The organism is Streptomyces viridosporus, from assembly GCF_002078235.1.
GTDB classification, from domain to species: domain Bacteria; phylum Actinomycetota; class Actinomycetes; order Streptomycetales; family Streptomycetaceae; genus Streptomyces; species Streptomyces viridosporus.
On sequence record NZ_MSGP01000110.1, the window covers coordinates 1 to 13376 of the forward strand.

A 13376-nucleotide genomic window follows, 5' to 3' on the forward strand; every position below is an offset into this window, starting at 1 on the left:
GTGCCCCGGGGCACCACCACAAGGGTGGCCTACGCGCCTGAAGTGGACCTGCCGTTGCTCCTCGGCAAGATCACCGAAGAGGAGTGGGTGGACTCCATCGCGTCGGCGCTCTCCGGCCGGGTGACGCAGGCGCAGGCCCGTGAGCTGGGGGTGGCGCTTGCCGAGGCGCCGTTCCGGGCCGACGACGTGGTGGTGGCCCTGCTGCGCCGACTGCGAGGGCACGTGCCCCTGGTCCTGGTGACCAACGCGACCCTGGAACTGGAGCGTGACCTTGGGGCGATGGGGCTGGCGGATCTCGCCGACCACGTCGTCAGCAGTGCCCGGGTGGGGGTGGCCAAGCCCGATCGGGAGATCTACGAAATCGCAGCCGAGCGAGCCGGAGTCGCCGCCCACCGGTGCCTGTTCGTGGACGACCTGTGGGAGAACGTCGAGGCCGCCACCACGCTCGGGATGATCGGTGTGCACTACCAGGGGCCTGCCGACCTCCAGAAGATGCTGGGTTTTCTCCCCGGCAGCTGAGAATCCCGCATTCCTTTCGGCCCGGTCGATATCATCCCCACTCCGTCAGCCAAAACCCGCTCCTTTTGTTGCTTTGGTGCGTTGTTGCTTTGGCGCGCCCCCTTTGTTCGTTCGACGGCCTCCTCCAATGCAACGAGGACACCGTCACTCACCCACCTACCCACCGCATCGTGGCGGGCGCGGGCCACCGTGGAATCGACACTGACCAGAGACGACTCCGCCTGCTCGCGACGGGCGGCCTCCGCGATCACGCTCTCCATCAGGGCCTCGAAGGCGCCGGTGTCCCGCCACTGGGCGAAGAAGGACAGGCCGAACCGATTGCCGGCGACCTACCGCCGCACCCACGACGTCACCTACTTCCGCTTGGCGGCCAGTGACTCAGAAGCCTCGGAACACGCCGTCGTCGTCGACGGCGCCGACGAACTCCTCGAAGCCCATGTTCGCGCCCGCGAGGTTGTTCTCGATGCTCCACAACTCGGCTGCTACGACGCGGACAGAACGCCCACGCTCAGCCCGCAGGTCCACCACGAGGAGAGGCCGTTCAGTCGAGGCGACAGCCGCGGAGTCCGCCAGGACCAGAAGTGGGTGCTGGTACTCCGCGGGGATCAGGCCGAGGGCCTGGTCGGGGGTCAAGCCCTCGTACCTTCGGTCATCGACGAGTGCGACGTTGGCCAGGAAGCCGTCCTTGCTCGGCGAGAACAGCGCCTCTCGCAGGGCGTTCCAAGCACCCTCTGCCGAGAAGTCGGTGCGCACAACGAGGGCTTCCAAGGTGCAGGGAAGCTGATTCATGCGCGGACAGTACCGCCGACCCGGTGAACCAATCCGGCCGCAGCACCGGGCGGTTTCGTTCGGATCAGTTGGTCGTTGGTCCGGGTGTGCCGTTGACCGATGCGCAGTGGGCGCGGATCGAGCCGTTGCTCCCGGACCGGGCACCGAAGCGGGGTGGCCGCCGGCGGGACCACCGTGAGGTGATCGACGCGATCGCCTTCACGTTCCGGACCGGCACCCAGTGGGTGCACCTGCCGGAAAAGTGCGGCAATTGGCGAGGTGTTTACAACCGACTGCGGATGTGGGCAGGCGACGGTACCTGGGAGCGGGTGCTCACCGCTCGGTGGCCCAGGCCGACACGGACGAGGATCTGAGTTGGCCGTCTCGGCGGACTCCACGATCGTGCGAGCTCACCAGCACGCGGCAGGCCTGTAAAAGGGGCCCCGGCAGGCGAACCCGACGACCACGCCATCGGCCGGTCCCGCGGTGGACTGACCACCAAGATCCACCTCGCCGCCTCGGTGATCGAGCCACCGGCCGCAACGCCCCTTGCTGAACTGTCCGGCGGATCATGACGACCCCCATGCGGGACGTGCTACGGCGTGCGAGGGCGGGACAACCGCCCAACTACCGTGACCCACGCCTGCACACGGCGGCGGAAGAGGGAATATGGGCGAGAGAACCGATGGCCCGGTTGCCGGGGGGCGAGGCGTCGGGGCTTCACATTCCGCACTGCGGCACCTTGGCGCTGTGCATCTGAGCGGAGCCGTACTCCTGCTCACGTTCTTGGTGCCGCCGTGGTGGATGCTGGACGCCGGCTACGCGACCCCGCCAGACGATCCCATCGCAGATGCCCCCTTCGTCCTCCTCCTCGCTGTGCCGTTGGCATGCGCAGGCTTCCATGTGGTGGTGCAGATCCCGGCCGGGCTCCTGGGAGCCTGGCTGGGTAGAGGCCGCACGACACTGGTCAAGTACGGAAGCGCGGTCATGGTGGCTGGCGCACTGAGTCTGCTCCTCTTCTGGAGCCTCGGATGGAACGCGAACGCCTGGGGCAGCGTCTTGCCGGCGTGGGCTGACGCCATGGTGCGCGGATCAGTTGGCCTGGCCGGGTACATGTGGGTCATGCGGGTGCAGCCTGGATCTGTGCGGCACGGCCAGGCACTGTCCTGCGACTCGTGGGCGGAGCCATAAGCGGACCGCTGCTGCGGTGACCGGGCCGTGGAAGACGTAGGCCCGTTTGTCGTCACGGGTGGCGACCGCAAGGGAGTTCTTGAGCCGGTTGACGGTCCGCTCGACCTCGTTGCGACGCCGGTGGCGTTCGCGGTCGAACCCGACGGGTCTGCCGCCCGCCCTGCCTCTGTGCCGACGGTTGGCCCGCTGGTCCCTCGGTTCGGGGATCGTGTGCCTGATGCGGCGTCTTCGAAGGTATTGGCGGTTGCGGCGGGAGCTGTATGCCTTGTCGTCGCTGACGTGACCGGGCCGGGTCCGGGGCCGCCCGCCCAGCGGGCGCGGGCCCCAGATCCGGTCCCGGACTTCGATTTCGCGCTCCATCCGGATGTTGCCGGTGGGGGGTTTCCGTTGTTGCGTTGTCGGACCATCCGGTTGGTTTCCGCTGCGCTCTTCGAGATGCACGACGAATGGATCGCCTTACCTCGCCGCCACCTCCCCGAAGGGGATATGGGCGATATCTGCCGTAAACTCTCTTTTGGTTCCTCCGTGCCCCCCAACGCACCGAAATGCAATCGTCAGTTGATCCCCGACACCATGACGAGGGATACTGCCCGGCGGATGCGTGTTCCCGGCCGAGCGGCACTCGCTTCGATACCCTCCCGTACGGGCCATCGGAGGCCATCTACCCAGGGATTATTGGGCAGTTGACCTCAGGGTTTCGTGGTAACGTCCTTGCTCGGAGGGACAGTGCAACCTGAAAGGGAAATCGTGAACACGGAGAAGATCGCCGCTCGCCGCCTCTCGCTGGAAGAGGTGACGAAGCTCGGCGTGAAGGACAGGATCTTCGTTTCCGCCGACACGGCAGAACTCAAACTTCCCGACTGCTATGTCCCTGCTTTTCTGACCAAGCCCGGTGAGGATTTCGAGGGCGGCTCGATCACGGCGAGAACCGTATTCCAGGAAGAGGTCTCCTGCCTTCCCGACGACGAGAATGAAGCCGGAATCTACTTGGCCGACGAGAACGGCTCGGTGACCATCGAGGTCCTCCAGTCCGCCGGTGTCGTGCTGGACCTGGCACTTTTCGTCCCCGGTGGGGACAAGGGGTCCCTCTCGGCCCTTTACGCTGCGGCCCGGCAGGCGTTCGGCGCCGACATCGTGCAGATCTGGCGCCAGGGCCTCAAGGAGGTTCCCGACGTGAAGGTCGACATCTTCGAGGAGCAGATTCCCCGGGGGCGCAAGGGGAGCGACAGCCCCAAGCGTGACCGTCGCGCGATCGACACCTACCCCACCCGTGCGGACTTCATCGAGTTCTCCGCGGGGTGGAAGCCGGTCGTCGAGATTCACAGGCCGATTGTTGACGACACCCCGACCATCTGAGGCGGTGTCACCTCCCGTCTTGGCCTGAGGGAACGCCGTGAACGCATGCGCCGGACCCGGTCGACCCCTGAGCGGCCCAGGGAGCCGTCGGGAAACAACTCACGAACGCCGAAGCGCCGTTCCATTCGATGAACTCGCGAGACAGCCCGCCTGACCAAGATCAAAGCTTGAAGTTACTCTGCGACAGTCCTCAGGGCTTCGGCGTAGTCAAGTGACATCCCCTTCACGCTCGGGCGAGGTCGAGGAGCGTGAGGGGCCGGCGGGCGTCACGCGCATTCGTGCGCCTGGCCGGACGGCGTACCTGCCGTCGCGACCGGTCGGCGTCGGCCGGGGGCGTGTCACAACCCTGTCGGATGCGAGGGCCAACCACGGCCGGTGAGGATGCCCCGCGGTCGGATCTCCGGCTGCCGTACCAGGTATCGAAGCGCCAGGTCAGCGGAGTGATCATTCAGCCTCCCGTCCCGGGACCAGGACGGCCAGGGTGCGGCGCGCCTCGTGTCGCAGTGCGCGGCGCCGGGCGAAGGTGGCGGTGAGGGCGAGGACCGAGACCGTGCCGCCGTAGAACACGGCGGCGATCGTGGAGAGGAGCCCGATCACCATCGGGCACGCACCTTTCTTCCCCCGTTCGGCCCGCCGGCGCACGGACCGGGGCGGGCGACGATGCGTTTCCTTCCCATCGTCGCCCACAACAACTCCACGCGTCCAGACCGGGATTGCCGGACCTTCCGCCTACAGTCCGAACAGGCCGGGGTCCTTCGCCAGTGCGCGGAAGATGTCCTGCGGGTTCGCGACCAGCTTGCGCCGCTCGAGGTCCAGGATGCCGCCGACCCCCGTGAGTTCGGCCGCCACCGTGCCGTCGGACTTGGTGATGGTCTGCTCGATGCCGAAGGTCTTGCCTCCGCTCCAGACGAAGGTGCAGCTCACGTCGACCTCGTCGCCGGCGAGGAGTTCCCGCCGGTAGCGGATGGTGGTCTCCAGCGCGACCGGCCCCACACCCCGCGCGATGAGTCCGGTCTGGGTGATGCCCGCCTCCTGGAGCAGCGACCAGCGCGCGTGCTCGGCGTAGTTGAGGTACACGGCCTGGTTGAGGTGTCCCTGTACGTCGGTCTCGTACCCGCGCACGGTCACCCGGACGGAGAACGGCTCGCTCATCGCGCATTCCTCGTATCTGCTCGGTTCGTCGCCCTGCCCCCCGATCCTGGCACGCCCGTCACACCCGGCGCGGAGAGGCCAGCAGGTAGCGCGCCCGCGTCCTCGGCTCCGTGTACTCCCCGACCTGCCAGCCGGACCGCTCCAGGGTGGCCGCGCAGGCCCGCAGCGCCTCGCCGTCCGGCTCGTGCACGGCGACCGCCTCCGGCTGCGGGGTCGCCCGCACCCGGTAGCCGCCCTCGGCGTCCCCTACCGCCGGGAGGTGCCCGGCGGCCTCCAGAGCCAGCGCGGCGGCCTGCACCAGGTGCGAGCGCTCCCAGCCGCAGGGTCGGTCGGTGGCGCCGTCGGGGTTGGTCATCCGGCGCAGCTCCAGCATGCCCTCCCAGGCGCTGCGCACCTCCCGGAGCCGGGCCGTCCCGGCCCCGGACAACGGTTCCTCGCCGCCCACCCGCGCGGCGAACACCCCGGTGGCGGCGGGCGCCTCCGGCTCGGCCGGTTCGGGCTCCGCCTCCCGTACCCGATGGCCCGCGGGCGTCAGGAAGTGGTCGTGCGGCGGCCTCGGATGCCGGAAGGCCAGCCCGCGCTTCACCAGCGCCGCGAGCTGCGCCGGTGTGCCCTTCAGCCGCCCGGTGGCGGGGTCGGCGGCCTCGATGAGGCGTCGTTGCGCGGCGGTGAGCGGTCGGGTCATCGGTGTCCGGAGGCGTAGGGCAGGAAGGCGGTCCACTGGTGGGGGGAGAAGGTGAGGTGGGGACCGGGTATGTGCTTCGAGTCGCGTACGTGGACGGTGTCCGCCGTGGTGGCGACCTCGACGCAGGCAGCGCCGTCGGGGTTGCTGTGGCTGCTCTTGAACCACTCCAGCTCGGTCATGGGGGGCAGGCTCATGTCTCTCCCAGTAGTTTGTCGACGTAGGCCAGCGACTCCCGCGGAGTGAGGGCCTGGGCCCGGATGATCCCATAGCGCAGTTCCAGGATCTGGATCTCCCTGCGGTCCGAGATCAACCGGCTGACGAGCTGAATGTCGCTGTGCCCCACGGTGGTGCCCTCCTTCAACCGCAGCAGGTGGAAGGGGCCGTCGAGTCCGGCATTGTCCTCGGAGGTCAGCGGCAACACCTGGATCTCGACGTTGCGCATCTGCCCGACCTCCAACAGTCGTTCGAGTTGTCGACGCAGGACCATCTTGCCCCCAACCGGCCGCCGCAGCGCAGCCTCGTCATGCACGAAGCTGAAAGCCGTGCTCGGCTGCGTCCCCTCGATGACCTCCTGACGGGACAGCCGTGCGGCGACCAGCTCGTTCACCTCGTCCTCGGAGAAGGCGGGCCGTCGCGACCCGAACACCGCCCGCAGGTATTCCTCGGTCTGCAACAGCCCGTTGACGACGGAGTTGTCGTAGGCGCAGATCTCCACGGCCTCCGCCTCCAGCTTGGCCAGGTCCCGTACCTTCTTCGGGAACCGGGCCTTCTCCACCTCCTTCTTCAACCCCGAGATCAGGCCGCCCGCGTCCAGCACCCGGTCCGCCGCGTCGAGGAACGGCTCCATCGGCGCCCGCCGCCCCCGCTCGACGGAGGACACCTGCTCCTCGCTGTACCCGATGGCCGTTCCGAGACCGGCCTGGGTCATGCCCTCCCGCTCCCGGCACATCTTGATGATCCTGCCGACGGTCCGCAGGACGGCCGCCGACTCCTCGTCCGCGCCGTAGGGCTCCACGCTCATGTCCCCGCACCTCCCTGTGCCTCCCGTGCTCAACTCGCCGTCGGTACGGGGCGTCACGCGTCGTGGCCCGGACAGGGCCGGACAGCTCCCGTACGGTGGTGATGCGTACCGCCTTCGTGACTCTCCGGAGTCGATGTGATCGGCCACGCTGAGTGACATGAACGTCGAGATCGCTCCCGCCGGGGAACACACCGGCCCCACCCGCCACTTCGGCATCCGCCTCTCGGCCACGGCCAGGGGCGCGCGTCTCGCCCGTCACCTGTCGGCCGAGCAACTCGCTTCCTGGGGCTGGCCGTACGACAGCGAGGCCAACCGCACGGCGGCCCTGCTGGTGGGCGAACTCGCCGCGAACGCGGCGGTGCACGGCCGCGTGCGGGGCCGTGACTTCAGGCTCCGTCTGACCCTCCACCCGGAGGACGCCACGCTCCGTATCGAACTCACCGACGCCCGCCCGGACCGCCGTCCCCCGACACCCGGCGCGCTGGCCCCCGCGGCGCCGGAGCAGGAGTCGGGCCGGGGCCTGCTCCTCGTGGAAGCGCTGGCGACGCACTGGGGCACCACCTGCGGCGACCCGTACACCAAGACGGTGTGGTGCGAGGTCGCCCTGGGCGGACGCTAACCCATGAACTCCGGCTGCTCGTACGGCGTCCACCAGGCCAGGAGCCCCCAGACGCCGAGGGCCAGGGCGGTCGCGGTGAGGACGGTCGCGAGCCACGGGCGGCGCAGCGCGCGCAGGGTGAGCAGCCACACGGCGAGCGGGACGAGCGCGCCGCCGACGGCGATGAGCGGGAGGTCGACGTAGAGGACGCTCAGGTCGCGGTGCATGGCCTCGAAGCCGCCGTGGATGCTGACCCGTGCCCTCGGCGCCCAGGCGAGCACGGCGGTGATGCCGCCGACCGCCGCCCAGAGGAGGGCCGCGCAGCCCTTGCTGTTGTCCGTCATGATCTTTTAGGACGCCGGTGGGCCGCCGACCGGTTCCGGACGGCGGCGGGGCCGGGGGACCACCTACTGCCGGTAGCCGCCCAGGAAGCGGCCGATCCGGCCGATCGCCGCCTCCAGGTCGTCCGCGTGGGGGAGGGTGAGGATGCGGAAGTGGTCGGGGGAGGGCCAGTTGAAGCCGGTGCCCTGGACCACCTGGATCTTCTCCCGCAGCAGCAGGTCCAGGACGAACTTCTCGTCGTCGTGGATCCTGTGCACCTTGGGATCCAGCCGTGGGAACGCGTACAGCGCGCCCTTCGGCTTCACACAGCTCACGCCGGGGATCTCGTTCAGCTTCTCCCAGGCCACGTCCCGCTGTTCGCGCAGCCGTCCGCCCGGCGCGGTCAGCTCGCGGATGGACTGGCGGCCGCCGAGCGCGGCCTGGATGGCGTACTGGGCGGGGGCGTTGGCGCACAGCCGCATGGAGGCCAGCATGGTCAGGCCCTCCAGGTAGTCCTTGGCGTGCTGCTTGGGGCCGGTGACCACCAGCCAGCCGGAGCGGAAGCCCGCCACGCGGTACGTCTTGGACAGGCCGCAGAAGGTGAGGACCACCAGGTCGGGGGCGAGGGCGGCGGCCGAGTGGTGCACGGCGTCGTCGTAGAGGATCTGGTCGTAGATCTCGTCGGCGAGGACCATCAGGCCGTGCCGGCGGGCCAGGTCGAGGATGCCCTCGACGACCTCCTTCGGGTAGACCGCGCCGGTGGGGTTGTTGGGGTTGATGATGACCACGGCCTTGGTGCGGTCCGTGATCTTCGCCGCCATGTCGTCCAGGTCCGGGTACCAGTCGGCCCGCTCGTCGCACAGGTAGTGGACCGCCTTGCCGCCGGCGAGGGTGGTCACCGCCGTCCAGAGGGGGAAGTCCGGGGCGGGGATGAGGATTTCGTCGCCGTCCTCCAGCAGGGCCTGTACGGCCATCGACACCAGCTCGGAGACGCCGTTGCCGAGGAAGACGTCGTCCACGTCGACCTCCAGGCCCAGGGTCTGGTAGCGCTGGGCCACCGCCCGGCGGGCGGAGAGGACGCCCCGCGAGTCGGTGTAGCCGTGCGCCTGCGGAAGCATCCGGATCATGTCCTGGAGGATCTCCTCCGGCGCCTCGAAACCGAACAGGGCCGGGTTGCCGGTGTTCAGGCGCAGCACGCTGTGCCCCGCCTCCTCCAGCGCGTCGGCGTGCTCGATGACCGGACCGCGGATCTCGTAGCAGACCTCGCTGAGCTTGCTCGACTGCCGGAACTCCATGCGCCGCTTCCCCTCGTGCCCGTCTGGTGTCACTTGGTTTTACCAAGTGGGAGCTTGGAAAGTCCAACAACATGTCTAGACTGCGCCGCATGTCACCTCGCCGAAGCTACGACCAGTACTGTTCCGTCGCCCGCGCGCTCGACGCCGTCGGCGACCGCTGGACCCTGCTGATCGTCCGGGAACTCCTCGCCGGCCCGCGGCGCTACACCGACCTGCACGCGGACCTGCCCGGCGTCAGCACGGACGTGCTGGCCTCGCGGCTGAAGGACATGGAGCGCGACGGGCTGACGGCCCGGCGGCGGCTGCCCCCGCCCGGCGCGGCGTACGTGTACGAACTCACCGCCCGGGGACGCGAACTGCTGCCCGTGCTCCAGGCCCTCGGCACCTGGGGGCAGGCCGGGCTGGGGGAGCGGCGGCCCACGGACGCGGTGCGGGCGCACTGGTTCGCGCTGCCCCTGCTGCGGGCGCTGGAGGGCGAAGGGCTGGTCGAAGTCCTGCTGGAGGAGGGGACGTTCCACCTGCGCGTCGGAGCCGGGGACGGTCCGGTGTACGGCGACGGTCCCGCCCCCCGGGACCCCGACGCCCGGCTGGTCCTCGACACCGGCACGTGCACGGCGATCGGCCGGGGCGAGTCGACGGTCGCCGCCGCGGTGCGGGCCGGCCGGATCGAGGTGACCGGCGACGGCACGCTCGCCAAGGCCCTGCGGGAGGCGTGAGCGGAGGGACGGGAAAGGACGGAGGGACGGGAAAAGTGGAGGGGCGGGAAAGGCGGAGGACGAGAAAAGACGGAAGGCCCGCCCGTGCGGGCCTTCCGGACCTTTCGAACCTTCCGGGCGAGCGTCACGCGCCCGGCGGCACCCGGGACGGACGCCCGGACCCGCGGGTCAGCCGGTACCCGCCGACACCCGCCAGCGCGGCCAGCGCACCGCCCACCGCCGTCCACACCCAGCGGTCGGACCACCAGCCGGAGGACCAGCCGTCCTCGGGCTCCAGACCGGCCAGCACGGGGAAGTCGGAGCCCTCCTCGGCATCCTTCTCCTCCGCCTCGGTCCGCATCGCGATGCCCGGCACCAGCGGCTCCGCCAGCGCGCCGTCCACCGCCGCCGCGCCGCCGACGTCCTTGGACTCGACCCGGAGTTCGGCCTCCACCGGCTGCCCCAGGTCGGCGGTCGGGAGCCGCACCGCCGTGAGCCGGACGTAGTACGTGCCGGGCAGCGGGTCGTCGGCCCACGGCTCCGACCAGGCGCGGACCGTGCGCAGCACGCACGTCAGCTCCACCGAGGCCGTGTCCGCCCCGGCGGTGCGGGTCTGCGCGCCGTACTGGCAGGCCTGGCGGCGGCGCAGACCGTCGTACACGTCGATCTGCCAGGTCTGGGCGGCGTGGGTCTCGGGCAGCTTCACCTTCGCGCGGACGGTGGGGCGCTGCTCGGCGTCCGCCGGGAACGACCAGTACAGGTAGTCACCGGCGGAGGCGCGCGCGGTGGCCGTCTGCCCCTGCTCGATCTCCGTGGCGGTGCGGAACGACGTCCCCGCGCGGGTCGGCGCACCGTCGTCGCCGGACGCGCCCGGCGAGGGCGAGGAGTCGGCCGCCGCGGGGGCCGCGGCCAGGCCGAGCGCCAGCAGCGCGGCGCCCAGCACCCGTGTGATGCGCATCAGTTCGTCCTCCAGACCGCGAACCGCCAGCGTGACAGCCAGCCCCAGAGGAGACCGGCGAGGAAACCGGCCAGGACCAGCGTGCCGAGCAGCCACCAGCCGCGGCCCAGGCCGAAGGAGGCCACGTCGCTCGCCCCGTCCGGGCCGTCCACGACGTCGACGGTCAGCTCCAGCGGCAGGCCGGGCGTGGTCTTGACCCCGGCGCCCGCAGAGAAGGAGTGGGTGACCGCCAGGCACACCGTCTCGGCCGCCGGCTTGCCGTCGTCGTCCTCCCGCTCGGGCTTGGGGTAGCGCAGGCCGGTGGAGAGGACGTCGGTGCGGCCGTTGCCGGCCGCCTCGCCGCGCACGATCTCCCGACCGTGCACCGTGACGGCCCGCAGCAGCACGCCGTGGTTCGGGTTCATGGCCCGGTCGGCCCCGACGCTCACCGAGGCGCGCAGCTCCTGGCCCGCCAGCACGTCCACGCGGTACCAGCGCTGCTGCCCGAACTCCTCGCGGTCGGTGTAGAGACCGGACTTCAGCGTCGGCGCCTTCGCGCACGCGTCGGCGCCCTCGGTGGCGACCGGCGTCACCACCGGTTCGGCCGCGCGGTCCACCAACTCGTTGACCCGGTCGGTGAGTTCGTCCTGGTGCTCGACCGAGGCGTAGGTCCCGCCGGTCGCCTCGGCGATGCAGCTGAGCTGCCGGCTCAGCTTGGCGTTCGGCACCAGGCCCAGGGTGTCGATGGTCAGGCCGATGCCCTTGGCGGCGATCTCCCGGGCCACCTCGCACGGGTCGAGCGGCGCGCAGGTGTCCTCGCCGTCGCTGATCAGCACGATGCGCTTGGAGCCGTTGCCACCCTCGAGGTCGTCGGCCGCCTTCAGCAGGGACGGGCCGATCGGGGTCCAGCCGGTCGGGGTCAGGGTGGCCACCGCCGCCTTGGCCTCGGTGCGGTCCAGCGGGCCGACCGGGTAGAGCTGCGCGGTGTCCTTGCAGCCCTCCTTGCGGTCGTCGCCGGCGTAGTTCGCCCCGAGGGTGCGGATGCCCAGCTCCACCTCCTTCGGCGTCGCGTCCAGCACCTCGTTGAACGCCTGCTTCGCCGCCGCCATCCGGGACTGGCCGTCGATGTCCCGGGCCCGCATCGAACCGCTCACATCGAGGAGGAGGTTGACCTTGGGCGCGTCCCGGCCCGTGGGTTCGTCGGCTGCCGCACCGGCCGGGAAGGCGACGAGCCCGGCCGTCAGTGCGGCGAGCAGGACGCAGACGCCTGCCGCCGACCGTTTTCTTGTGATCATCGGAGGAGCCTATTGATCAGATGCACCGCCCTCCAAAACGGGTGATCACATGTGCTCGGCCCGAAGGGGATTGGGCAGTTCCGTCCACTGGTCCCCGGCGGTCCCCGGCGACAGCCGCATCAGCGTCAGCGCCTTCGCGGGCAGGGGGTCACCGAGCAGCGCGGTCAGGTCCGGGGTGCGCGGCAGATCCCGTACGGCCCTCTCCAGGGCCGCCCGCAGCGCCGGGCCCGACCCCGCCGTCCCCGCCAGCGCGCCCGCCACCAGGGAGCCGAACAGCTTGCGCCGCAGGACCCGTTCGTCGTCCGTGACCATGCGCGCGGGCAGCTCGGGAAGGGAGAGGCCGTGCCGCGCCAGGCGGGCCGGTCCCACCCGGATGTCGGCCAGGTCGCGGTAGACCAGCCGCAGCGGCTCACCGTCCGGTGACAGCACCACCAGGAGGTTCTGGCCGTGCGCCTCCAGGGCCGCCCCCAGCTCCAGCAGCCGCAGCCCGACCGTCAGGGCGAGACGGGCGAACCCGGCCAGCCAGACCTCCGAGCGGGGCAGCCCGGTGGTCGCCAGGGCCGCCACCGGCAGCACCCGCTCCCCGGCCGCCGCGTACGCCCGGGGCGACTCGCGCAGGACGGCCGCGAGGTCGGGGGACCCGGCGGCCACGGCGCCCAGGGCGCGGGTGACGTGCAGCAGCCCGTCCGTGCGCGCCGCCACCGCCTCCCCGAAGTCCGACAGCACCGCCGACGCGGCGACCGAAGCGAGCGAGATGTCCCGCACCGAGGACGTCAGACGGGCGCTCAGCGCGGTCTTGACGTGCGGCCCGCCGGGCAGCGCGAGGGTGCGCAGCGCCATCAGCGGATGCGCCACGAGCCGTTCCTCCCGTTCGGGGCCCGACCCGGACACCGTCCAGGGCTCCGTTCCGGGCCCCGCTCCGGCCTCCGTTCCGGGCACCTTCCGCTTCAGCACGTGCGCCGCCTGCCACGGATGCACCGGGACCACCACCCGGCCCCCGTCCCGCAGCCGGTCCGGCCAGACCCCGGTCACCAGGCACTCCCCGGCCGGGACCGGCAGCGGGACCAGCTCCACGAGCGGCCCGTGCTCCGGCGCGTAGGCGAGCTGGTCGGCCACCGAGAAGCCCGGCCGGGAACGGCAGGCGGGATGGAACGGATGCCCGTCGACCACCCGCTGCTCCCACTCCCAGTCGCTGTGCGGCCACTCCTTCGGGTGATCCTGCTGCCCGGCCCGCGAGAGCGCCAACGAGGCGGTGCTGTGACCGAGTTCGGCCGCGAAGGCCGCCGAGTGCGGTACGGCGAGGTCCGTCATCAGCCGTGCCGGATCGTCGTACACCGCCCCGTCGAGCCGTACGGCGGTGACGTACGCGCCGGTCGCGTACGGGTCCGCCCGCGGGCCGTGCAGCCGCCGCCCGTCCGTCAGGCGCAGCACGAGCCCGTCGCGGCCCGGTTCGCGGCGGGCGACCCACGGCAGCGGCTCGTGCGCGAGGCCGCGCCACAGCCGGGTCAGCACGGCCGCGCGGGCGCCGGGCAGCGCGGCCGCG

Annotated in this window: 16 protein-coding genes and 1 pseudogene; 5 read left to right on the plus strand and 12 right to left on the minus strand. The window is 71.0% G+C overall.

All coding sequences use genetic code 11. The features are described 5' to 3' along the window. Nucleotides 1-519, plus strand: a 519-nt coding sequence (locus B7L92_RS07905) for an HAD family hydrolase (RefSeq protein WP_107501405.1), incomplete at its 5' end; no start/stop codon positions are given. Between the two features lie 378 nt (nucleotides 520-897). Here B7L92_RS07905 and B7L92_RS40570 read toward each other — a convergent pair. Next, a complete protein-coding gene (locus tag B7L92_RS40570; protein ID WP_159461006.1) occupies nucleotides 898-1308 on the minus strand; it encodes a DUF6924 domain-containing protein in 411 nt (136 codons plus the stop codon). Between the two features lie 86 nt (nucleotides 1309-1394). Between B7L92_RS40570 and B7L92_RS43615 the strand changes: the two genes are divergently transcribed. After that, entirely contained in the window at nucleotides 1395-1661 is a 267-nt protein-coding gene (locus B7L92_RS43615) for a transposase (protein WP_368656232.1), read from the plus strand. A gap of 805 nt (nucleotides 1662-2466) precedes the next feature. Here the strand turns inward: B7L92_RS43615 and B7L92_RS07920 are convergent. Next, nucleotides 2467-2826: pseudogene (locus B7L92_RS07920) on the minus strand (transposase family protein); the annotation flags it as partial. A 399-nt stretch (nucleotides 2827-3225) separates the two neighbouring features. On the opposite strand from B7L92_RS07920, the gene B7L92_RS07925 reads away from it, so the two are divergent. Next, the gene (locus B7L92_RS07925; protein WP_081236745.1) at nucleotides 3226-3834 is read left to right on the plus strand and encodes a hypothetical protein; all 609 of its coding nucleotides are present in this window, start codon (nucleotides 3226-3228) and stop codon (nucleotides 3832-3834) included. Nucleotides 3835-4278: 444 nt separating this feature from the next. Here the strand turns inward: B7L92_RS07925 and B7L92_RS41000 are convergent, their stop codons facing one another. The 5 genes from B7L92_RS41000 to B7L92_RS07945 form a co-directional block, all read right to left on the minus strand. Then, on the minus strand, nucleotides 4279-4434 hold the full coding sequence (locus B7L92_RS41000; protein WP_170102186.1) for a hypothetical protein: 156 nt from the start codon (nucleotides 4432-4434) through the stop codon (nucleotides 4279-4281). A gap of 129 nt (nucleotides 4435-4563) precedes the next feature. Next, on the minus strand, nucleotides 4564-4986 hold the full coding sequence (locus B7L92_RS07930) for an acyl-CoA thioesterase (RefSeq protein ID WP_081236746.1): 423 nt from the start codon (nucleotides 4984-4986) through the stop codon (nucleotides 4564-4566). A 58-nt stretch (nucleotides 4987-5044) separates the two neighbouring features. Next, a complete protein-coding gene (locus B7L92_RS07935; protein ID WP_081236747.1) occupies nucleotides 5045-5671 on the minus strand; it encodes a hypothetical protein in 627 nt (208 codons plus the stop codon). Further along, complete coding sequence (locus B7L92_RS07940; protein WP_081236748.1) at nucleotides 5668-5865, minus strand: DUF397 domain-containing protein; 198 nt, start codon at nucleotides 5863-5865, stop codon at nucleotides 5668-5670. The genes B7L92_RS07935 and B7L92_RS07940 overlap by 4 nt, the downstream gene beginning before the upstream one ends. After that, nucleotides 5862-6692, minus strand: a complete 831-nt coding sequence (locus B7L92_RS07945; protein WP_081236749.1) for a helix-turn-helix domain-containing protein — start codon at nucleotides 6690-6692, stop codon at nucleotides 5862-5864. Before B7L92_RS07945 ends, B7L92_RS07940 begins: the two co-directional genes overlap by 4 nt. 157 nt (nucleotides 6693-6849) lie before the next feature. Here B7L92_RS07945 and B7L92_RS07950 point away from each other — a divergent pair, with 157 nt between their 5' ends. Continuing rightward, complete coding sequence (locus B7L92_RS07950) at nucleotides 6850-7311, plus strand: ATP-binding protein (protein ID WP_081236750.1); 462 nt, start codon at nucleotides 6850-6852, stop codon at nucleotides 7309-7311. On the opposite strand, the gene B7L92_RS07955 is transcribed toward B7L92_RS07950, so the two are convergent. Beyond that, a complete protein-coding gene (locus B7L92_RS07955) occupies nucleotides 7308-7634 on the minus strand; it encodes a hypothetical protein (protein ID WP_081236751.1) in 327 nt (108 codons plus the stop codon). The genes B7L92_RS07950 and B7L92_RS07955 overlap by 4 nt on opposite strands. Before the next feature lie 63 nt (nucleotides 7635-7697). Further along, complete coding sequence (locus B7L92_RS07960; protein ID WP_081236752.1) at nucleotides 7698-8906, minus strand: pyridoxal phosphate-dependent aminotransferase; 1209 nt, start codon at nucleotides 8904-8906, stop codon at nucleotides 7698-7700. A gap of 89 nt (nucleotides 8907-8995) precedes the next feature. Between B7L92_RS07960 and B7L92_RS07965 the strand changes: the two genes are divergently transcribed. Next, the gene (locus B7L92_RS07965) at nucleotides 8996-9622 is read left to right on the plus strand and encodes a winged helix-turn-helix transcriptional regulator (protein WP_081236753.1); all 627 of its coding nucleotides are present in this window, start codon (nucleotides 8996-8998) and stop codon (nucleotides 9620-9622) included. 124 nt (nucleotides 9623-9746) lie between these two features. On the opposite strand, the gene B7L92_RS07970 is transcribed toward B7L92_RS07965, so the two are convergent. The 3 genes from B7L92_RS07970 to B7L92_RS07980 form a co-directional block, all read right to left on the minus strand. Then, entirely contained in the window at nucleotides 9747-10559 is an 813-nt protein-coding gene (locus B7L92_RS07970) for a hypothetical protein (protein WP_081236754.1), read from the minus strand. Continuing rightward, entirely contained in the window at nucleotides 10559-11833 is a 1275-nt protein-coding gene (locus B7L92_RS07975) for a VWA domain-containing protein (protein WP_081236755.1), read from the minus strand. Before B7L92_RS07975 ends, B7L92_RS07970 begins: the two co-directional genes overlap by 1 nt. Before the next feature lie 45 nt (nucleotides 11834-11878). Beyond that, nucleotides 11879-13376 (minus strand): IucA/IucC family protein (locus B7L92_RS07980; RefSeq protein ID WP_081236756.1); only part of this gene is annotated, 1498 nt, incomplete at its 5' end.

Bases quoted from the DNA above. Each gene is read 5' to 3' on its own strand.
- B7L92_RS07935 (WP_081236747.1), bottom strand. From the start codon at position 5,671: ATGACCCGACCGCTCACCGCCGCGCAACGACGCCTCATCGAGGCCGCC.
- B7L92_RS07970 (WP_081236754.1), bottom strand. From the start codon at position 10,559: ATGCGCATCACACGGGTGCTGGGCGCCGCGCTGCTGGCGCTCGGCCTG.
- B7L92_RS07940 (WP_081236748.1), bottom strand. From the start codon at position 5,865: ATGAGCCTGCCCCCCATGACCGAGCTGGAGTGGTTCAAGAGCAGCCAC.
- B7L92_RS40570 (WP_159461006.1), bottom strand. From the start codon at position 1,308: ATGAATCAGCTTCCCTGCACCTTGGAAGCCCTCGTTGTGCGCACCGAC.
- B7L92_RS07955 (WP_081236751.1), bottom strand. From the start codon at position 7,634: ATGACGGACAACAGCAAGGGCTGCGCGGCCCTCCTCTGGGCGGCGGTC.
- B7L92_RS07950 (WP_081236750.1), top strand. From the start codon at position 6,850: ATGAACGTCGAGATCGCTCCCGCCGGGGAACACACCGGCCCCACCCGC.
- B7L92_RS41000 (WP_170102186.1), bottom strand. From the start codon at position 4,434: ATGGTGATCGGGCTCCTCTCCACGATCGCCGCCGTGTTCTACGGCGGC.
- B7L92_RS07960 (WP_081236752.1), bottom strand. From the start codon at position 8,906: ATGGAGTTCCGGCAGTCGAGCAAGCTCAGCGAGGTCTGCTACGAGATC.
- B7L92_RS07975 (WP_081236755.1), bottom strand. From the start codon at position 11,833: ATGATCACAAGAAAACGGTCGGCGGCAGGCGTCTGCGTCCTGCTCGCC.
- B7L92_RS07930 (WP_081236746.1), bottom strand. From the start codon at position 4,986: ATGAGCGAGCCGTTCTCCGTCCGGGTGACCGTGCGCGGGTACGAGACC.
- B7L92_RS07965 (WP_081236753.1), top strand. From the start codon at position 8,996: ATGTCACCTCGCCGAAGCTACGACCAGTACTGTTCCGTCGCCCGCGCG.
- B7L92_RS07945 (WP_081236749.1), bottom strand. From the start codon at position 6,692: ATGAGCGTGGAGCCCTACGGCGCGGACGAGGAGTCGGCGGCCGTCCTG.